The 17,754-nt window shown below is 64.3% G+C and carries 21 protein-coding genes and 2 pseudogenes; 14 read left to right on the top strand and 9 right to left on the bottom strand.

Annotated elements, in window-relative coordinates:
* Positions 1 to 270 precede the first annotated feature (270 nt).
* Positions 271 to 750, top strand: coding sequence for a thioredoxin-dependent thiol peroxidase (bcp, locus tag AC50YA_RS22405; RefSeq protein WP_494984367.1), 480 nt, complete (start codon positions 271 to 273; stop codon positions 748 to 750).
* A gap of 41 nt (positions 751 to 791) precedes the next feature.
* Complete coding sequence (locus AC50YA_RS22400; RefSeq protein WP_494984366.1) at positions 792 to 1,364, top strand: GNAT family N-acetyltransferase; 573 nt, start codon at positions 792 to 794, stop codon at positions 1,362 to 1,364.
* Between the two features lie 243 nt (positions 1,365 to 1,607).
* On the opposite strand, the gene AC50YA_RS22395 is transcribed toward AC50YA_RS22400, so the two are convergent.
* A complete protein-coding gene (locus AC50YA_RS22395; RefSeq protein WP_494984365.1) occupies positions 1,608 to 1,898 on the bottom strand; it encodes a hypothetical protein in 291 nt (96 codons plus the stop codon).
* Between the two features lie 223 nt (positions 1,899 to 2,121).
* Between AC50YA_RS22395 and AC50YA_RS22390 the strand changes: the two genes are divergently transcribed.
* The 7 genes from AC50YA_RS22390 to purM all read left to right on the top strand — a co-directional run bounded on the left by AC50YA_RS22390 (position 2,122) and on the right by purM (position 9,290).
* Positions 2,122 to 3,234, top strand: a complete 1,113-nt coding sequence (locus tag AC50YA_RS22390; protein ID WP_494984364.1) for a PP2C family protein-serine/threonine phosphatase — start codon at positions 2,122 to 2,124, stop codon at positions 3,232 to 3,234.
* Complete coding sequence (locus AC50YA_RS22385; protein WP_494984363.1) at positions 3,231 to 5,201, top strand: glycosyltransferase family 2 protein; 1,971 nt, start codon at positions 3,231 to 3,233, stop codon at positions 5,199 to 5,201. Before AC50YA_RS22390 ends, AC50YA_RS22385 begins: the two co-directional genes overlap by 4 nt.
* A complete protein-coding gene (locus AC50YA_RS22380) occupies positions 5,191 to 5,523 on the top strand; it encodes an STAS domain-containing protein (RefSeq protein WP_494984362.1) in 333 nt (110 codons plus the stop codon). Before AC50YA_RS22385 ends, AC50YA_RS22380 begins: the two co-directional genes overlap by 11 nt.
* Positions 5,516 to 5,941: an ATP-binding protein gene (locus AC50YA_RS22375; protein WP_494984361.1), complete on the top strand. Its 426-nt coding sequence runs from the start codon at positions 5,516 to 5,518 to the stop codon at positions 5,939 to 5,941. The genes AC50YA_RS22380 and AC50YA_RS22375 overlap by 8 nt, the downstream gene beginning before the upstream one ends.
* A gap of 100 nt (positions 5,942 to 6,041) precedes the next feature.
* On the top strand, positions 6,042 to 6,356 hold the full coding sequence (locus AC50YA_RS22370) for a hypothetical protein (RefSeq protein ID WP_494984360.1): 315 nt from the start codon (positions 6,042 to 6,044) through the stop codon (positions 6,354 to 6,356).
* A 97-nt stretch (positions 6,357 to 6,453) separates the two neighbouring features.
* Positions 6,454 to 8,133 (top strand): amidophosphoribosyltransferase, encoded by a 1,680-nt coding sequence (gene purF / locus AC50YA_RS22365; RefSeq protein ID WP_494984359.1) that lies wholly within the window; start codon positions 6,454 to 6,456, stop codon positions 8,131 to 8,133.
* Positions 8,130 to 9,290: a phosphoribosylformylglycinamidine cyclo-ligase gene (gene purM / locus AC50YA_RS22360; protein ID WP_494984358.1), complete on the top strand. Its 1,161-nt coding sequence runs from the start codon at positions 8,130 to 8,132 to the stop codon at positions 9,288 to 9,290. The genes purF and purM overlap by 4 nt, the downstream gene beginning before the upstream one ends.
* Before the next feature lie 134 nt (positions 9,291 to 9,424).
* On the opposite strand, the gene AC50YA_RS22355 is transcribed toward purM, so the two are convergent.
* Positions 9,425 to 10,204: a VOC family protein gene (locus AC50YA_RS22355; RefSeq protein WP_494984357.1), complete on the bottom strand. Its 780-nt coding sequence runs from the start codon at positions 10,202 to 10,204 to the stop codon at positions 9,425 to 9,427.
* A gap of 235 nt (positions 10,205 to 10,439) precedes the next feature.
* Positions 10,440 to 10,673: a DUF3073 domain-containing protein gene (locus AC50YA_RS22350; RefSeq protein ID WP_463861731.1), complete on the bottom strand. Its 234-nt coding sequence runs from the start codon at positions 10,671 to 10,673 to the stop codon at positions 10,440 to 10,442.
* A 275-nt stretch (positions 10,674 to 10,948) separates the two neighbouring features.
* On the opposite strand from AC50YA_RS22350, the gene AC50YA_RS22345 reads away from it, so the two are divergent.
* Entirely contained in the window at positions 10,949 to 11,590 is a 642-nt protein-coding gene (locus AC50YA_RS22345) for a septum formation family protein (RefSeq protein ID WP_494984356.1), read from the top strand.
* 60 nt (positions 11,591 to 11,650) lie between these two features.
* Here the strand turns inward: AC50YA_RS22345 and catC are convergent, their stop codons facing one another.
* Both catC and AC50YA_RS22335 read right to left on the bottom strand, forming a co-directional pair.
* Positions 11,651 to 11,929 carry a muconolactone Delta-isomerase gene (gene catC / locus AC50YA_RS22340; RefSeq protein ID WP_252568538.1) on the bottom strand — a complete coding sequence of 93 codons (279 nt, stop codon included), beginning with the start codon at positions 11,927 to 11,929 and terminating at the stop codon, positions 11,651 to 11,653.
* A 93-nt stretch (positions 11,930 to 12,022) separates the two neighbouring features.
* Positions 12,023 to 12,235 carry a TIGR00366 family protein gene (locus AC50YA_RS22335; protein WP_494984369.1) on the bottom strand — a complete coding sequence of 71 codons (213 nt, stop codon included), beginning with the start codon at positions 12,233 to 12,235 and terminating at the stop codon, positions 12,023 to 12,025.
* A gap of 220 nt (positions 12,236 to 12,455) precedes the next feature.
* Between AC50YA_RS22335 and AC50YA_RS22330 the strand changes: the two genes are divergently transcribed.
* Both AC50YA_RS22330 and AC50YA_RS22325 read left to right on the top strand, forming a co-directional pair.
* Complete coding sequence (locus AC50YA_RS22330; RefSeq protein WP_494984355.1) at positions 12,456 to 13,145, top strand: SDR family NAD(P)-dependent oxidoreductase; 690 nt, start codon at positions 12,456 to 12,458, stop codon at positions 13,143 to 13,145.
* A gap of 13 nt (positions 13,146 to 13,158) precedes the next feature.
* Entirely contained in the window at positions 13,159 to 13,614 is a 456-nt protein-coding gene (locus tag AC50YA_RS22325) for a GNAT family N-acetyltransferase (RefSeq protein WP_494984354.1), read from the top strand.
* Positions 13,615 to 13,677: 63 nt separating this feature from the next.
* Here AC50YA_RS22325 and AC50YA_RS22320 read toward each other — a convergent pair whose 3' ends face one another.
* The 4 genes from AC50YA_RS22320 to AC50YA_RS22305 form a co-directional block, all read right to left on the bottom strand.
* Positions 13,678 to 14,121, bottom strand: coding sequence for a P-loop nucleotide/nucleoside kinase family protein (locus AC50YA_RS22320; protein ID WP_494984368.1), 444 nt, complete (start codon positions 14,119 to 14,121; stop codon positions 13,678 to 13,680).
* Between the two features lie 81 nt (positions 14,122 to 14,202).
* Positions 14,203 to 15,036: a hypothetical protein gene (locus AC50YA_RS22315; protein WP_494984353.1), complete on the bottom strand. Its 834-nt coding sequence runs from the start codon at positions 15,034 to 15,036 to the stop codon at positions 14,203 to 14,205.
* 330 nt (positions 15,037 to 15,366) lie between these two features.
* Positions 15,367 to 15,840 (bottom strand): DUF1990 family protein, encoded by a 474-nt coding sequence (locus AC50YA_RS22310; protein WP_494984352.1) that lies wholly within the window; start codon positions 15,838 to 15,840, stop codon positions 15,367 to 15,369.
* A complete protein-coding gene (locus AC50YA_RS22305) occupies positions 15,837 to 15,983 on the bottom strand; it encodes a hypothetical protein (protein ID WP_494984351.1) in 147 nt (48 codons plus the stop codon). Before AC50YA_RS22305 ends, AC50YA_RS22310 begins: the two co-directional genes overlap by 4 nt.
* 477 nt (positions 15,984 to 16,460) lie before the next feature.
* Here AC50YA_RS22305 and istA point away from each other — a divergent pair.
* Both istA and AC50YA_RS22295 read left to right on the top strand, forming a co-directional pair.
* A pseudogene (istA, locus tag AC50YA_RS22300) lies at positions 16,461 to 17,067 on the top strand (IS21 family transposase); the annotation flags it as partial.
* A gap of 230 nt (positions 17,068 to 17,297) precedes the next feature.
* Positions 17,298 to 17,642: pseudogene (locus AC50YA_RS22295) on the top strand (ATP-binding protein); the annotation flags it as partial.
* Positions 17,643 to 17,754 lie beyond the last annotated feature (112 nt).

The raw sequence follows: 17,754 nt of genomic DNA, 5'->3' as shown, positions 1-17,754 counted from the left end.
CCGCCGCCGCCAAACCCATCAACAGGGCCTGGAACAACTGAAAATCCGGAGGTTTTCAGATGAGGCAACGAATCACCCTTCCCGGAGGTATTGCAATGAGGCAACAGGGGACCGCCCGGACGGTCACGGAGCCTGAAAAGGGCCCCTGCATAGGTCCCGGCCCTGGACCAGCCGGAATACTTCAAATGACGCTGGAGTTGTTGTTTAAGGTGGAAAGCCGATTCACTGGTTTCCTGTCTTTTGCCATCAGAGTCTCCCGAAGGAAACGCCATGAGCCCCCAACTGACCATCAAACTTCAGCCAGGTACCGAGGCCCCCGATTTCACCCTGCAGGACGCCGAGGGCAAGGAAACGTCCCTGGCCAACTACCGCGGCAAAAACGTCATCGTGTACTTTTACCCGGAGGCGGCAACCCCCGGCTGCACCACCGAGGCCTGCGATTTCCGCGACAGCCTCTCATCGCTGCAGGGCTCCCGCTATGAAGTCCTGGGCATCTCCCCTGACGCCCCGGCGAAGCTGGCCGATTTCACCGGCGACTTCAACCTCACTTTCCCGCTGCTCTCCGACGAGGACCACGCAGTAGCCCTCGCCTACGGCGCATGGGGCGAAAAGCTGGTCAATGGCGAGATCGTCGAAGGCCTGGTCCGCTCCACCGTGGTGGTGGACCCCGACGGCAACGTGGCGCTGGCGCAGTACCAGGTCAAGGCGCAGGGCCACGTCGCCGCCCTTCGGGAGTCGCTGGGGGTCTAGTCTGGCGGGGCACAGGCAGCCCACCAACCGGGGAGTCAGGCATGGCGATCGAAGTCCGTCCGGGAACGCTGTTCGAAGACGTCAAAACGCTGGTTGGCCCCAAGCGGCCCGATGCCAACGTCTGCTGGTGCCTGAGCTACCGCATTCCGTCCAAACAGAACCTTGAGCTGCGCGGAACGGCCCGCGGCGACCTGGTGAAGGAGCTTGTGGCGCAGGATCCGCCGCCAGGGGTTTTGGCGTACGACGGCGACGAAGCAGTTGGGTGGGCAGCTGTCCACCCCCGCACGGACACCGGTTTTGCCCGCAACCGCAGGATTCCGCACGTGGATGACCTGGACGTTTGGTCTGTGTGGTGCATCCGGGTCAGGCCCGGATACCGCGGCAAGGGGATCTCCCATCACCTGCTCAAGGGTGCCGTGGAGCTGGCCCGCAGCTACGGCGCGCCCGCCATTGAGGGGTACCCGGTGGACAACGGCGGCAGCAAAGTGGATCTCACCATGGCCTACGTGGGCACACGCAAACTCTTTGAGAAGGCCGGGTTCGTCAAGGCCGCGGATACGGATTCGGTGCTCAACGGATTCCCGCGCGTCCTGATGCGGTTGGACCTGCGCTGACGCCGTGCGTACTGACGCGGGACCAGCAGGCGCAGCCTGCGTTGATCAGGGCTTCTTCCGCCAGTTATTCGGCCAGTCCATGTCTATCAACCACAAGGCCAGCATCATCGCGTCCATGGTCATGAGCCCAGCTAAGAGGTAAGCCCACCCTGTGTACCATTGCACGGCAATCTCCTGACCTGGTTATCCCCCAGCCACGTGATTGTCCTTCAGTGTGGCACGGAATGGGTCAGCAGGGAACGGCTATTTCGCGAGGGCTGCCAGGCGGCCGTGAAGTTCTGTTTCGCGGTTGAGGCGGCGGGTCAGCTGTTCGACTTTTTCGGAGAGCTCCACTCCGACGGCCAGCCGGTCCCCAGGCCAGCTGGAGGCCTCCCAGGACTCCCCCAAAGCTTGGGCCAGCGACCGGGACAGTGAGCGGAGCTTCCAGGAATGGCTCAGGTAGTGAACGGTGCTGCGCGGGCGGCGGCCCTGCTTCAAGAGCCGCCACGAGCGTGCCAGCCTGCCCGGCAGCCTGACGGATTCCGTTGGTTCCATAACTCCCGCACCGTCCTCCGGCAATCCGCATATTCCTTCGTAGCTGGTCCTTCGAGTGTGGCCAAGGAGCCTCAAGGTCCCATCAAGGCCAAGGAAGTATTCCGGCAAGACCGCTTCACACTCATGGCCGCCCGACCCGGAATGCCCGGTGCTGCCCGACTTCAACCTTCGTTGTCACGTCTATGACATGCTTCACCGGCCCTAATACGGTAGAAGTAGAGTCATGCCTTCCATGCCCGAACCGCGCCGTGCCGTTGTGATTGAGGACGATCCGGACATCCGTGGCCTCCTTGTCCGGATCCTGGTCAAGCAGGGTTTCGAGGTCACGCAGGCCGAGGCCGGCCTTCCCGGCGTGGAGGAGGTCCGCCGCGCCAAGCCGGATCTGATCACCCTGGACCTGAACCTCCCGGACGTGGACGGGCTCGAAGTCTGCAAACTCCTGCGTGAATTTTCGGACGCCTTCATCGTGATGCTCACCGCCCGCGCCGACGAACTGGACAAGCTCACAGGCTTGGACAACGGCGCCGATGACTACATCAGCAAACCGTTCAGCCCCCGCGAACTTCAGTCCAGGATCAACGCCCTGTTCCGCCGCCGGCAGCCGTCCGTCGCGGACACAGCCGTGACGAGCGAGCTGGAACGCGCCACCGAGGTCCAGCAAAGCCTGCTGCCCCAGGAGGACCTCCGGGTGGACGGGTACGACGTCGCCGGCGACTTCCGCCCGTCCCGCAGCGTGGGCGGGGACTTCTACGACTGGTACCGCACGCCCGAGGGCCTGCACCTGACGTTCGCCGATGCCATGGGCAAGGGCATGGGCGCAGCCCTCATCGCGGCCACCGTCCGGGCAGTCATGCGGTCCACGGGACAGCGCCAGGACCTGGACGCGGCCTTCGCATCGGCCAGCCAAACCATCGCGGCGGACCTGGATTCCTCCAACTCGTTTGTCACCCTCTTCCACGCCCGGCTGGACGCTGCATCCGGCGTCGTCAGCTATGTCGACGCCGGCCACGGACTGGCGCTGCACGTCACCGCCGAAGGGTCGGCGCACCGACTTCCGAGCGGCGGCCCGCCCGTCGGCGCCTGGGCCGGGTCCGCCTGGCCGCAGTCCGCCGTCGGCCTGGCCCCGGGAGACTCCCTGGTGGTGGTCAGCGACGGTGTTCTGGACGTCTTCGACTCTGTGGAGAAGTTCACCGAGGCAGTCCTCGCTGCCGCCCATGGCCAGGGTTCCGCGCAGTCCGCCAGCGACGCCATCATGGCCCTGGCTCCCGCCGAAACCGCTGAGGATGACGTCACTGTAGTCGTGGTGCGCCGCTTGCCTGAGCCAGCCGCGGTATGACGCGTTTCTGGACCCGCCTGGTGGTGGTTCTGACCGTCATCCTGGGCGTGAACTACGTGGGCTGGCGCTGGGCGTCCTCGCTCAACTGGGATGCCTGGTGGATTGCGGTGCCCCTGGTGGTGGCCGAGACGTACAGCCTGATCGACGTGATGTTGTTCGGTATGACCGTGTGGCAGCTCAAGATCCGCAAGGGAGCACCCGCGCCGCCCCACGACGCCACCGTTGACGTCCTCATCACCACGTACAACGAAGACCTGGACATGGTCATGACCACCGCCCTGGCGGCGCAGAAGATCCGGCACCAGCACAGCACATGGATTCTCGACGACGGCGCCCGCCCCGAGCTGAAGGCCCTCGCCGAAGAGCACGGGCTGGGTTATGTGACGCGCAGCGAGGACTGGACCGCCAAGGTGCCGCGCCACGCCAAAGCGGGCAACCTGAACAACGCCCTGATGGTCACGCACGGCGAATTCCTGCTGATCCTGGATGCGGACCAGATCCCTGAGCCGGACATCCTGGAAAAGACGTTGGGCTATTTCAACAACCGCCGGGTGGCCTTGGTCCAGACGCCGCAGTACTTCAGCAACGTGCCCGCCCACGATCCACTCGGCAGCCAGGCACCGCTGTTCTACGGGCCGATCCAGCAGGGCAAGGACGGCTGGAACGCGGCGTTCTTCTGCGGCTCCAACGCCATCCTGCGGCGCGAGGCCCTGATGCAGCTGGGCTTGGTGGGCTACGTCAAGGAGACCGAAAAGAGCATCCGCCGCGCCCTCACGGCCTCCCGTTCCGCCATCAGCCAGGCGCGCAAATCCGCGGACATAAACACCCCGCTCGTGGCCGAAGTGCTGGACGCGGTGGAGGCAGCCACGCTGGAAGCCCAGGAACAGATGGCGGCCGGCGAGGCCATGAGTGAGATCACGTTTCGGGTCCGCCGCCGCGTGGACGCGGCCGTGCAGACGCTGGTCCAGGCTGACATGTCCGCCCTGCAGGCCGACCTCGAAGAGATCGCCGCCATGGAACTGGCGCATGTGGGTGACGCCGGCGTCCCGGTGGTTGCTGACGACGCCGTCCAGCGCATGTCGGCCCGGGACTGGTCGCCGCTGGGCGCCCTGGAATCCGTGCAGGCCGTCCTGGATGCCCTCAACGTTGAGCGGAACGACGAAGCCCAGCCGGTCATGCCGCTGGCCACCATCTCCGTCACCGAGGACATGGCCACGGCCATGCGTATGCATGCCATGGGCTGGGAAAGTGTCTACCACCACGAGATCCTGGCTTACGGCCTGGCGCCCGAGGACCTCAAGACCATGCTCACCCAGCGCCTCCGCTGGGCGCAGGGGACCATGCAGGTGCTGCTTCGCGAGAACCCGCTGGTGCAGAAGGGCCTGAAGATTGGCCAGCGGCTGATGTACTTCGCCACCATGTGGACCTACCTGAGCGGTTACGCGGCGGTCATCTACTTCGCCGCCCCCATCATCTACCTGCTGCTGGGCGTCCTGCCGGTGTCCAGCCTCAGCTGGGACTTCTTCCTGCGGTTTATCCCGTTTATGGTCGCCAACCAGCTGCTGTTCGCCGTGGCCGGCCGGGGAATTCCCACCTGGCGCGGGCAGCAGTACAGCCTGGCACTGTTCCCCACCTGGATCAAGGCGTGTTCGACGGCGGCCCGGAACGTCTGGTTCGGCCGTCCCCTGGGGTTCGCCGTCACCCCCAAAGCCCGCCAGACCGGCGGCCCCAGCTGGAGCCTCATCCGGCCCCAGATTGTGGTGAGCGTGCTGCTGGCGGTGGCCGCCGTCGTCGGGATTATCCGATTGGCCACGGGGCTGGCCGAGCCGCTTGGCACGCTGGTGAACGTGGGCTGGGTTATTTTTGACCTGGTGGTCATGAGCATCCTGGTCCGGGCTGTTTTGTACCAGGGCTACGAACCCGCTGTGGACGTTGATGCTGGAGAGAGGAAAGCCGATGGAGTTTAGTTACGAGGTCAAGGATTCGTACGCGGAGGTCAAGGCGGACGGGCGGCTGAACATGGTGTCCGCACCCAAGCTGCGCGAATTCGTCACCGATGTGATCGCCGGCGGTTCCTCGCGGATCGTGGTGAACCTGGAGAACACGGCGTTTATGGATTCCTCGGGACTTGGCGCGCTGATCGGCTGCCTCAAGGCCGCCCGTCAGGCCGGCGGGGATCTTCGCATCGCAGCGGTCCAGCCGCAGGTGAAAATGGTGCTCGAGCTGACCAGCATGGACCGGGTGCTGACTGCCTACGCCTCCGCCGACGAGGCGTTCCGCAATGACTGAGGTCCTGGCCCAGCGGAGCTTCCGGGGACTGTCCACGGCCGAGGCCATCGAATCCGTCCACAACGAGCTGGACGGCCTCTGGGCGGACGCGCCGTTCGTCCAGGCCATGGACCAGATGACGTTCACCACGGCGGTGATCGAGTCCGCGTCCAACATCGTCCAGCACGCGCAGCCAGCCAAAGCACAGAAACCGGTGGAGCTGGGAGTGGACATCAGTGTCCAGCCCAGGCTCCTGCAGGCCCGGGTCAGCGCCTTCTTCGCCAAGCCGCCGTTCGGTCCCATGGAGCCGGGAACCCCCGACGACGATTCCGAGTCCGGCCGCGGCCTGGCGCTCATCGAGGCGCTGGTCACCACCGTCACCTTCGAACGGCAGGACGGCACGAACACCTGGATCCTGTCCCGGACGTCACAGCCCTGACCCTTCCCACCCCGGATGCTCTATCACCTACGGTTCCCATTCGGCTGCTTTGGCAGCCGTACGTGATAGAGCAACGGCAATGATGAGTAGGCTAGAGCGCATGTCTTTTGAAGAAACCCCCGCTGAGCGCCGCGAGGTCACCGTCCGCCGGGCACCGAAATATGTGCCGTTCCTCATCCTCGGCGCCCTGGTGGGCGCAGCGGTGGCTGCCGCCGTTGCGTACGGTCTCCCCGGCGACGAATCCTTCGAACGCGGCTCGGTGTTCGGCTTCTTCCTGGTCATGTTCGGCGCCGGCGGCGCGGTTCTGGGCGCCGTGGTGGCCCTGCTGCTGGACCGGCGGAGCGTCAGGCGCCAGAAACGCGCCATCGTGGAAGCGGTCCCGGATTCAGAGCCCGACGACGGCGCTTGGCCGTAGGCACCAACACGGGCGCCAACACAGGCGCCCGGCGCCCGGGCGGGTCACAATGGCCGCGGCGGAAAAGTCTTACCGCATCTCGTGAGATAATCGACCAGTGGCACGCGGCGATGGAAAACTTTCTCATGATCTTCTCCCTGGCGAAAAGGGACCTCAGGACGCTTGTGGCGTTTTCGGGGTCTGGGCGCCAGGTGAAGAAGTAGCAAAACTTACCTATTACGGGCTGTATGCATTGCAGCACCGCGGGCAGGAGTCGGCTGGTATAGCTACCAGTGACGGCAAGCGGATCAACGTCTATAAGGACATGGGGCTCGTTTCCCAGGTCTTCGACGAGACCACGCTGAACACCCTGACCGGGCACCTGGCGGTGGGACACTGCCGCTACTCCACCACCGGAGCCAGCCACTGGGCCAACGCCCAGCCCACCCTCGGCGCCACCAGCACCGGCACGGTTGCCCTGGCGCACAACGGCAACCTGACCAACACGGCCGAGCTCAACGCCATGATCATGGAACGCAACGGCGGCCAGCTCAGCGGCGAAATGAAGCAGGGCAACACCTCGGATACCGCCCTGGTCACGGCACTGCTTGAAGGCGAGGAGGGCAAGACCCTCGAACAGACCGCCATGGAGCTGCTGCCGAAGATCAAGGGTGGCTTCTGCTTCGTGTTTATGGACGAAGGCACCCTCTACGCCGCACGCGATACCTACGGCATCCGCCCGCTGGTCCTGGGCCGGCTGGAGCGCGGCTGGGTGGTTGCCTCCGAGCAGTCCGCCCTGGCCACCGTGGGCGCCAGCTTCATCCGTGAAATCGAGCCGGGCGAATTCATCGCCATCGACGAGGACGGCGTGCGTTCCAAGCGCTTCGCGGAGGCGACGCCGGCTGGCTGCGTTTTCGAATACGTTTACCTCGCCCGTCCGGACGCCGCCATCGCGGGACGCTCCGTGTACGAGTCCCGTGTTGAGATGGGCCGCCAGCTGGCCCGCGAAAACACCCAGGACGCGGACATCGTCATCCCGGTTCCGGAGTCCGGCACCCCGGCCGCCGTGGGCTACGCCGAGGAATCCGGCATCCCCTTCGCGCACGGCTTCGTCAAGAACTCCTACGTGGGCCGCACGTTCATCCAGCCCTCGCAGACCCTGCGCCAGCTGGGCATCCGGCTCAAGCTGAACGCCCTCGAGTCCGTGATCCGCGGCAAGCGTGTGGTGGTGGTGGATGACTCGATCGTCCGCGGTAACACCCAGCGCGCCATCGTCCGGATGCTCCGCGAGGCCGGCGCCGCGTCCGTCCACATCAAGATCTCCTCCCCGCCGGTCAAATGGCCGTGCTTCTACGGCATCGACTTCGCTTCCCGCGCGGAATTGATCGCCAACGGCGCCACCATCGAGGAAATCTCCCAGGCCATCGGCGCCGATTCCCTCGCGTACGTCTCCGAAGACGGCATGATCAACGCCACCAAGCAGCCGCGCGAGCGCCTCTGCACCGCCTGCTTCACCGGCAAGTACCCCATCGAGCTCCCGGGCGCGGACAAACTGGGCAAGAACCTGCTGGAGCGCACCGACCTCGGCGGCCTCACGCCGTCGCCCTCTGCCCTCCCCGGCGCAACGGCTGCGCTGGCGATCGACGCAGAGGAGGACCCCGCGGAGAAGGCCGGCGCCACCGGCTGCGATCCCGGGCCGGACGCCGAGTTCGAGAACCTGCTCACCGAAGAAGACCACGTGCCCGCGATCCACCACGAAGCCACCACCCCCGGCGCTGAAAAGAAAGAGTCCGTATGACTTCCGCAACCCCCGCCGCCGGCAACAGCCCACTGAGCCCCGCAGGCATCACGTACGCCTCCGCCGGTGTTGACGTTGAGGCCGGCGACCGCGCCGTGGAGCTGATGAAGGGTGCCGTGAAGGCCACCCACAATTCCTCCGTCATCGGCGGCGTGGGCGGCTTCGCCGGCCTGTACGACGTCTCGCGTCTGCTGACCTTCAAGCGCCCGCTGCTGGCCACGTCCACCGACGGCGTGGGCACCAAGGTTGCCATCGCCCAGGCCATGGACATCCACGACACCATCGGCTTTGACCTGGTGGGCATGGTGGTGGACGACATCGTAGTGGTGGGCGCCGAGCCCCTCTTTATGACCGATTACATCGCCTGCGGCAAGGTTGTTCCGGAGCGCATCGCGGACATCGTCCGTGGCATCGCCGCCGCCTGCTCCGTCGCCGGCACCGCCCTGGTGGGCGGCGAAACCGCCGAGCACCCCGGCCTGCTGGGCGAGCACGAATACGACGTTGCCGGTGCCGCCACCGGTGTTGTCGAAGCCTCCGACCTGCTGGGCCCGGACCGCGTCCGCGCCGGCGACGTTGTGATTGGCATGGCCTCCTCTGGCCTGCACTCCAACGGCTACTCCCTGGTCCGCCGCGTCATCAACCACGCCGGCTGGGCACTGGACCGCCAGGTCTCCGAACTCGGCCGCACGTTGGGCGAGGAACTGCTGGAGCCCACCCGCGTCTACGCTGCGGACTGCCTGGACCTGGCCCGTGCCTTCCCGGTGAGCAGCGCCAACGCCGTGCACGGCTTCAGCCATGTCACCGGCGGCGGCCTGGCCGCCAACCTGGCCCGCGTCCTGCCGCAGGGCCTCGTGGCCACCGTGGACCGCGCCACCTGGGAGCTGCCGGCCATCTTTAAGCTGGTCTCCGAGCTGGGCAACGTCCCGCTGGCCGATCTGGAGCGCACCCTGAACCTCGGCGTAGGCATGGTGGCCATCGTGTCCGCCGAAGCCGCCGACGCCGCCGTGGCCCGCCTCAACGACAGCGGCGTGCCGTCCTGGATCATGGGCACCGTCACCGCGGACTCGGATTCCATCCTCAAGACCGGCCCGGACTACGTCCAGGGCGCCAAGGGCGTGGACGGCGGCGCCGTCCGTTTGGTCAACGCCTACGCCTAGAACCCTCATCGAGCTTCGCAACCGCCCTTTTGAACCTTGAAAACGGCGGTTGGGCCCACGCCGCCAGGGTTCCCTGGCCGAGCTTGCGAGGCGAGGGGGGTGGTGGGGAGCACTCGATGCGTTAAGCCTCAGGGCTAAACCTCCAGCAGGCTGAACACACCGCCCTGCGGGTCCTGAAGGGTGGCCGTGGCGCCGGGAGTATCGTCGTCATCCGGCTCCGGCGCAATCAGCACTTCGGCCCCCGCCGCCACGGCCTTCCGCACAGCATCGGCCACGTCGGAGACACCGAAGTAGATCTGCCACCTCGCAGGAGCCTCGGCCGCGACTATCCCGGCCACCTCCGCGCCGTTCACCATCAGCGTGCTGTACGTCCCGCCGTCGTCCTGGGGATACTCGGTCACCTCGTGGCCGAACAGCTGCTGGAAAAACCCGACGGCGGCCCGCGGCTCGGGCGTCAGCAGTTCCGTCCAGGACAGAGCACCGGCCTCGTTGTACCGGCCGGAGCCGGTGTGCGTTCCGGGCTGCCACACGCCGGTGGTCCCGCCGCCGGGAGGATCCACAAGCACCATCACGCCGGTGTCCGCCACTTCCTCAGGGCCGAACTGCACTGAACCTCCTGCATGGGGAACTTCCGCGGCCAGCACAACGGCGTCCTCCGCGGCGAAGTAGATGTTCCATTGGGCGTGCGTGCCGAGTGATTCCTGGTGCGGATTCTGCGGCGCCACCACGGCCACCAGGTCCTCCCCCACAAACGCCTGGGCATAGCTGCGGCCATCGGGCGTGGGCAGGTCCTTGAAAGTCCACCCGAACACCGCTGCGTAGAAGGCCTTCGCTGCTTCCACGTCCCGGGTCTGGACATCAGCCCAGCACGGTTCACCGTGGCGGTAGCTGGGGGATGAGGAGTTTCCTGGCATGGGAGGTCCTTTCGCGGGCGGCACAGCGCATGAGGACTCCAGTCAACACCAAAAAGCCCGCCGCCGGCACCGGGTTCCGGCGCAGGCAACGGGCCTGATAACTGAGGCCAGCACCGCGGGTCCGCTGGGATCCGGGGTGCTGAAAAGAAGTGCTGTACTCACGAACAACTGCGGCGTCCGAACGTACTGCAGTGTCGCGGGCCGGGCGCCTTGCGGCGGGACCGGCGTGCGACAACTAGCCGATCCGACGGGTGTCTACCTCGTCGTCGTCTTCTTCCAAATCGTCCGCGTACTTATCCACATAAGCCGAATAGTCCGGTTCAACCGGGTCATTCGCGAAATGGCTCGTGGCACGACCTTCAGGACCTTTGAGCTCGCGCTGAAGGGCCGAATAGTCAGTGTTCGGGGAATAGTACTTAATATCCCGAGCCTGCTTGGTAGCTTTTGCCTTTTGACGGCCGCGCCCCATGGCGTGACCCCCTTTTGTACTCGGACCGGAGGTGGTCACCTTGGCTATCGGTGAGGCCCCGGAATGTTTGGTCAATTTGTCGTAACTCCTAGATTACATGCTTTCCGCGCCCGGTGCTCCCCGGCCCGTGCGCGCGGACGCCATGTCGGGTACCCTTACCGCCGCGATGCGCAGGGTTCCCGGCTTTTTTGTTGGATAGAGTCTCTTCATCAGCTGCCGGTCCGGGTGCACGGAGCGCGCAGCATCCCGAGGCGAAACCCAGGAGGGGTATCCGGATGGACAACCAGGAATTGCGCCCCATCCCGCCCAAACCCCCCGTTCCGCCCACGGCGGGGTTGCCGCAGGTGGCGGTCCCGGCGCCTGCCATGGAGGGCACGGCCCGGAAGCCCCGGCGGGTCGCATCAACATTCCTGAAGGCTCTCTTCGTGGTGGTTCTGCTGGGAGTGGTGGGAGGCCTGGTGTGGCTGGCCGCGTGGCTGGATTCCGGGGCGCAGGAGACGTCCGACGACGGCGGCTCCGGGATCGTGGAAATCTCACCCACTCCCCTGGCCACCCCGCTCCCACTCCCCCGTGAGGGCGTGGCGCCGGCGGACTACCGGCTGGGCGACTGCTTCAAGGATTTTGATCCCGCGGCCTTGCGGTCAACGGTGGTGGCCTGCGATACCGGCCACTCGGCCCAGCTCGTCGCCGTCTTCCGCTACCCCGCCGTCGGCTCCTATCCGGGCCGGGAGGCCCTCGCAGCCAAGGCACTGGAGGCCTGCCAGGCGGCAAAGCTGGCACCGGCAGCGAACGAGTACACGCTTAACTTCCAGAGGGCCTACCCCAGCAGCACCAGTTGGGAATCAGGCGACCGGCGCGTGGATTGCTACATCACGGCCGACGGCGGGAACGTCATCAACGCCAGCGCGCTGCCCTAAAGACCGCACAAAAGACGCTGGCCCGGATCGGTTGGTACCGATCCGGGCCAGCGGGCTGCGTCAGTTGATGTCTGACGGGTGCTTTGCAAGGGGAGTGACCGAAATGTCCATGTACGGGAACAGCGGCAGGCCCGAGAGCATGTTGTGCAGTTCGTCGTTGCTTTCGGCATCAAAGACCGAGTAGTTGGAGTACTCGCCTACAACGCGCCAGATGTGGCGCCACTTCCCCTGCTGCTGCAGGTCCTGGGAGTAGGCCTTTTCCACTGCTTTGATGGCGGCCGCCTCCTCAGAAGGCATGTCAGCGGGAAGGTTGACGTCCATGCGAACCAGGAAGAGCATTTGTTTCTCTTTTCTTGTAGGACGGGCATTAGCCCAGGTAGCCCCAGAGCAGGATGGCGGCGATGTAGATGATGCCAACCCAGAACATCATGATCACGGTGTAACCCATAATGTCCTTGAGCTTGACTTTGAGAGCGCCAGTGCCGGCAGGATCCAGAAGGGCTGGACCAGGTCGTTCCAGGCGTTGCCCAGCATGACGGACATGGCCGTCTGGGCCTGCGAGGCGCCGATCGCGTTTGCCGCGTCGATCATAAAGGGCCCCTGGATCATCCAGTGGCCACCGCCGGACGGGGCGAAGAAGTTGATCAGGAAGGAGCTGATCAGTCCCCAGAAGGGCAGGGTCTCAGGGGTGGAGATGCTGGATGACGGCCATCTGGGTGGTGAAGGCGAGCAGCGACCAGAATCCGGGCAGTGAAACCGAGGGGCGCTACGCCTTCCGGCTCGTCCCCTCTTCGTAGCCCTTTGCGGAATTTTGAGCGCGGCGCCCGCGACGGCGAGCGCTTCGGAATGCGGCTAGCCTGATCGGATGAAGAAGCTGGCTGTCGTCACGGGCGCTAACCGAGGGCTGGGCCTATCCCTCGTGAATGAGTTCTCGGAGGGCGGCTGGAGTGTCATCGCCCTCACGCGTTCACCACAGCCGCAGGACGCCGGGGCCGCCCCATCCGACGTCGTAAGAGTTCGGCACGATGTTCGATCCAACGATGCCTCAGAGATTCTGGAAGTCCTGAACGGCCGCCCCGTCGATTTGCTGATCAACAACGCGGCCCAAGGAGCGCCCCATGATGAGCTGGGGTCGATTCCGGCCGAGGGAGTCTTAAACGCGGTCGATGTAAACGCCGCGGGTCCGCTGCGACTGGTGCAGTTCCTGTTGCCAAACCTGCTGGCGGCCCCTGACCCGATCGTCATCAACGTGACCTCACGCCTGGGCTCCCTTGCTGCCCAGGCCAGCGGTACCTTCGCGGACCTGACAACAAGCTATGGCTACAAGATCTCCAAGGCGGCGCAGAACATGCTGACGATCGCGCTGGCTCAGGACCTTCAGGGGCGTGTCCGTTGCTGGGCAGTGCACCCGGGCAAACTGGCCACCGACATGGGGCAGGCTGACGCGTCCAAGGATCCGCGAACCGCCGCTGCGCAGCTGAGAGAACTCGTCGACTCGGATGACCCCACCTCGCCCCGGTTCTGTTCGCTCGGGGAACAGGACCTCCCGCGGTAGCTAAAGTAGGCGGATGCTCATCATTCGCCAGGCAAACACCGCTGATACGCCCAGTCTCATCCGTCTGCGGGCCGCGTGGGTTGCAGAGCAAGTAGGGGAATCGACCGAGGATCCGGACTTCGAGAGTGACTATCGAGCCTGGCAGGAAAATAACGCGCGCACCATGTTCGTCGCAGATCTGGACGGCACGCTTTTCGGAATGCTGAATCTCATGGTCTTTGAGCGGATGCCTAAACCCGGCAAGAAGTCGACATGCTGGGTGCATCTCGGGAACGCATTCGTCGCTGCCGAATATCGCAACCGTGGAGTGGGAGGCCAGCTCTTAGAGGCGGCGATTCAGTTCTCACGGAGCATCAAGGCGGCACGGATCGCCCTCTCCCCTTCAGGCGAATCACTGACCTTCTATGCCAGGTCCGGGTTTGCTCCTGCTGAGGAACTGCTGGTCAAACGCTTCGAGTACGAGAGTTAGAACGCCTTGCCGGTGTAGATATCTGATGCCGGATCTGACCACATCAACGCTATCGTTGGGCCGCTATGAGATGACCGTGAGCGGACCTTCCTCTGCTGTGGGGACTTCGAAGTGGTCGAAATATTCGGCAGCCAGTTCAGCGCTCAACCGGAAATCGTCCGCGTGGCCCGCCAAGCGGGCACGGACGCGGGCCAGGGCGACCTCGCGGGTCGTGGCCAGGTAGATGGTCTCGGGCTCAACACCCAGCGGCCTTAGTAGGAGACGGTAGTCCTCCCTCATGCTCTTAGACCAGAAGGAAAAGTCGAGAACAACATCTGCACCTGACACGACCAGATCCAGGAGGCGGGCCTGAAGCGCCGCCGCGATCTGCCGCCGGACGCCGTCCTCCACGGGCATTATATGGAGTCCCATCTGCCACGCCATTTCGTCAAAGGACAGCCGGACCGTACCTTCGGTCGCTAAGCGACGAGCAATAGCGGATTTGCCGGAGCCCGCCGGCCCGCACATGAAGATGACTCGACTCATACTCACGATCGTACGCAGGGCACTGTCGCAACGATGGGGATCTTCACCGGCCACGGCGATGCCTCAGCTCTCCAGCGGCTCCGGCGGTGTCAGTCCACGGAAGGTTTCGAAGCGGGTCTCGAATTCCTGGCGGTGTTCCGCTGCCAGAAGACCGTTGGCCCCGTAGCTGAACGCCAGCGTATTCATCTGCCACTGAGATCCTTCGGGCGGGCGGAGCCGTTCCGCAAAAGTGCCGTTAGTGTCCTTGGAAAGATCCTGGAACCTGAACATGAGCCACTGACCTGCCTTACCCAAAGCCACCCCGGAAACGATGACTTGTTGGTCAGGCGTCAGCCCGCCGAGGTCTCTCATGCGGTCTTCCGCTGACCAGGTCTCGAGGCCGGTGATTGTCGGGGCCCCGTAGCCATATCGGCGGGAGACCTCCTCGATAATGCCAATGGCCCGCTGCTTTTCGTCCCACGTTTGCGGCACGGAAGTGCTCTGGGATTCGGCACCGTTCACATTCGTGAGGAGCGACTCGCCTCCGTAGTGGTTCTCGATTGGCCGGTGAAACGGGCTACGACTTCGCTCGTCCGCTGGAGCCCATGCAAGCTGGAACTCGGCCGAGAGGGCGGCCTTGATCTCCGCAATCATGGTCTTCGCCGTCTCGTAGCCCTCTTGCGGCGTCGGGCCAGCCAAGACCTCCAGAGGGTCGACCCCGGCGACACCCGGGTAGTCCCGCCAGTAGATAGTGCGTTCAGTACCGTCGGCGCTCGTTGACACCGTTGTCCGCCCAACAGCGTTGCCAATCATGTAGTGAACGACGCCAGCAACGGGAACCGCGGCAATGCCAGCGACAATGAAGATCGCCCCTAGTATCCACCACCGCCGGTGGCGGCGCGACTTGAACTGTGACATTTTCCAGCCCCCATACTGTTGTTGCCACGACACTACAGGGGCACGAACGGTCCGTCGGCCCAACGACCCCCCGCCTCCGCAGTCGAGCCGGCATGCGTGAATGGTCGACGAGTGGGACGTTTCTGACGCGAAGAACGTCACGGAGGTCATCACCTGAGCGCACTCCTTGTCGGACGGCAACCCCTTCGAGGTATTTGTCCATTGGACAGATCCGCACGTCGAGGGATGGCGTGCGTCATGAACGACAACGGGCCACCCGGATCTTCGGAACGCCTGCAGATGAGGCTACGACCGAAACGGTCACTCTCACGGGCGATTAGTTCGCCCAAGTCATCGGAGAGCCCGCAAGTATCGCCTCCGCACGATTCGCTGTGCCACCAGGAGGAATGGGTAGAGCACTCGCCACGGTTGCCGTACGGCCGCTCGAGTTAGTGAGCGGATGGTGAGGCGCACTTCGTCGCCACGACGATGGATGATAAAAGCTTCTTCGCCGTCGACGGGGTGCCCTGGCATGGTCCGGTAAGAGAACCCGCTTCGGCCGGGCTCCTGCACAACAGCTACCACTTCGACCGGTTCTACAACGGTGAAGCCGAACGTGCGCGCCGTAACGACCACACGGTCGCCTGGCGACACCGGACCCGTGGTGTCCACGTCAAACCCACTCGCGGTTTTTACCTTCCAACGGAGCACGTCTGATGCGGCGCGCTGCCAAACAAGGTCGCCACTTCCGAGGATGGCCGTGACTTCTGATCGACGGTAATTGCGGTCACTGGGAGGCCACCGCCGTAGGTCCGGGCTGGTCACTCCGAGTCGTCAGTTCGGGTTGTGTCAGCCTTTTCGGATTGCCGCCGGGCCGCAATGATGCCATCCCGCGTCGCGGCCCGAATGACCCCATAAAGGATGTAGAAGAAAATGGCCGCCAACACGGCAGACAGGAGAATATCCATGTGTTGTTCTTCCCCAAGAAGTTTGCAGTCCCGTTCGGACGTTGAAAGCCTACGTTAGATGACTAAGTCCGGCATCTGACATAGCAGCCGCTGATCCAATGTCTGGGAATGTCAACCTGATTGAGCCCACTTGACCGTGGGATGGCAGTCTTATCGGGGACCACTGCCGTACGGGATTGGCGGTCCTTGGCGACGCTGGCGGGCAGTCTCGTTCTCATCGAAGCGGGGCCAGGGCCGGAGGAGATGTCTTTAGTCGATGTCTTCGGCACCGGTAGGACCTGCAGCTGGTGTCCGGGCACTCGTGCAACATGCTTTGGTTTGCCGTGGTTCTTGGTGATTGTGACAGTTTGATTCAAGACCGCGGTGACGGCTTGATCCAGGTCCACCCTGAAACTCGCCGGGCAGGTTATGACGGTTTGAGTCAGGCCCACTCCAGTGTTGGATCCATCTGATTGTTTCCGGTGTTGGAGGGCAGAGATGGAGTCACGAATGGACCTGTTCGCGGGATTCGGCGCGATGCCAGGGTGAATGGCCTGTCCTCCCGTGAGCTCGCCCGTAAATATGGTGTTGGCCGTGACACGGTGAGACTGGCTCTGCGCTCAGCAGTCCCTGCGGACCGGAAGAAGCCCCTCAGGTCGGCGCCACGCTTGGATCCCTTTAAGCCGGCCATTGATGCGATGCTGACCCAGGATCTGGATGCTCCGAAGAAGCAGCGTCATACTGCGAGGCGGGTCCTTGCCCGGCTGGCCGATGAGCACGGCGCTGTGGACCAGTCGTATTCAACGGTGCGGGACTATGTCCGGAAACGCAGGATCGAGCTCGACGTCGGCGCTGGCCGGCGGCCAGAGGTCTTCGTTCCTCAGGACCACGCCCCGGGTGCTGAGGCCGAAGTTGATTTCGGTGATGTATGGGGGTGGTTCTGGACGGGGTGAAGACCAGGTGTCACATGTTCGCTTTCAGGCTTTCCCATTCGGGTAAAGCCGTTCACCGGGTCTACCCAACCCAAGGCCAGGAAGCGTTCCTGGAAGGCCATATCGAAGCTTTCAATGCTATTGGCGGTGTTCCGACCAGGCACATCAGGCACGCCGATGCGCGGCTGAAATCACCATGGGGTGGACCCGGGGTAACCGTCATCCCGGTGCAAAAGAAGAAATCGTCGAGTACCGCATTGTCAGTCTCACCCAGCGCCGTCTCACTGATCCGGCAGCCGTGATCGCAGGCCTGCCACCGGACAGGCGTCAGCTGCCGTCCGTGGCCGGCTATGACCGGCTACTCAGGCTCCCTGCCCCAGTTGCCCCCACCCCTCCGTCCAAGGAGCAGGCCGCGGTCGCGGCCGTGGATCAGGCCTGCCGCCGACTGCGCCTGCCAACGATCCGGGCCGTGCTGGATGAAGCCCTGGCCGTGGCCGGGAAGGAACAGCTCTCTTATCAGGGGTTCCTCGCCGAGCTCCTGCTGGCGGAGTGTGATGATAGAGACCGGCGTTCCTCCATCCGGCGGGTGAAGTCAGCGAACTTCCCGCGCGAGAAGTGGTTGGGTGACTTCGATTACGACGCGAACCCGAACATCAACGAAGCCACGATCAATACCCTCGCCACCGGGGACTGGATCCGCAAGGGACGGCCCCTGTGTCTGATCGGCGATTCGGGGACCGCAGCGTCGCCCCCCCCCGTTACCTTTTTAGTAGCCCCTTAACGAGTAAGAATTGGGGTTGTTGGCCTGTCGGTCCCGGCATGATTAAGTCCCCCAGTCATTAATGATCCGGGGGGTGTTG

The organism is Pseudarthrobacter sp. RHLT3-21, from assembly GCF_059383495.1.
The sequence above is the reverse complement of the archived record's forward strand: the minus strand, read 5'-3'. Positions and strand labels throughout refer to the sequence as shown.

Coding starts and splice junctions, on each gene's coding strand:
- AC50YA_RS22325 (WP_494984354.1), top strand. CDS start 13,159: ATGCTCATCATTCGCCAGGCAAACACCGCTGATACGCCCAGTCTCATC.
- AC50YA_RS22375 (WP_494984361.1), top strand. CDS start 5,516: ATGACTGAGGTCCTGGCCCAGCGGAGCTTCCGGGGACTGTCCACGGCC.
- AC50YA_RS22350 (WP_463861731.1), bottom strand. CDS start 10,673: ATGGGGCGCGGCCGTCAAAAGGCAAAAGCTACCAAGCAGGCTCGGGAT.
- AC50YA_RS22315 (WP_494984353.1), bottom strand. CDS start 15,036: ATGTCACAGTTCAAGTCGCGCCGCCACCGGCGGTGGTGGATACTAGGG.
- catC (WP_252568538.1), bottom strand. CDS start 11,929: ATGCTCTTCCTGGTTCGCATGGACGTCAACCTTCCCGCTGACATGCCT.
- purM (WP_494984358.1), top strand. CDS start 8,130: ATGACTTCCGCAACCCCCGCCGCCGGCAACAGCCCACTGAGCCCCGCA.
- AC50YA_RS22370 (WP_494984360.1), top strand. CDS start 6,042: ATGTCTTTTGAAGAAACCCCCGCTGAGCGCCGCGAGGTCACCGTCCGC.
- bcp (WP_494984367.1), top strand. CDS start 271: ATGAGCCCCCAACTGACCATCAAACTTCAGCCAGGTACCGAGGCCCCC.
- AC50YA_RS22305 (WP_494984351.1), bottom strand. CDS start 15,983: ATGGATATTCTCCTGTCTGCCGTGTTGGCGGCCATTTTCTTCTACATC.
- AC50YA_RS22380 (WP_494984362.1), top strand. CDS start 5,191: ATGGAGTTTAGTTACGAGGTCAAGGATTCGTACGCGGAGGTCAAGGCG.
- AC50YA_RS22390 (WP_494984364.1), top strand. CDS start 2,122: ATGCCTTCCATGCCCGAACCGCGCCGTGCCGTTGTGATTGAGGACGAT.
- AC50YA_RS22345 (WP_494984356.1), top strand. CDS start 10,949: ATGGACAACCAGGAATTGCGCCCCATCCCGCCCAAACCCCCCGTTCCG.
- AC50YA_RS22400 (WP_494984366.1), top strand. CDS start 792: ATGGCGATCGAAGTCCGTCCGGGAACGCTGTTCGAAGACGTCAAAACG.
- AC50YA_RS22385 (WP_494984363.1), top strand. CDS start 3,231: ATGACGCGTTTCTGGACCCGCCTGGTGGTGGTTCTGACCGTCATCCTG.
- AC50YA_RS22395 (WP_494984365.1), bottom strand. CDS start 1,898: ATGGAACCAACGGAATCCGTCAGGCTGCCGGGCAGGCTGGCACGCTCG.
- AC50YA_RS22320 (WP_494984368.1), bottom strand. CDS start 14,121: ATGTGCGGGCCGGCGGGCTCCGGCAAATCCGCTATTGCTCGTCGCTTA.
- AC50YA_RS22355 (WP_494984357.1), bottom strand. CDS start 10,204: ATGCCAGGAAACTCCTCATCCCCCAGCTACCGCCACGGTGAACCGTGC.
- AC50YA_RS22330 (WP_494984355.1), top strand. CDS start 12,456: ATGAAGAAGCTGGCTGTCGTCACGGGCGCTAACCGAGGGCTGGGCCTA.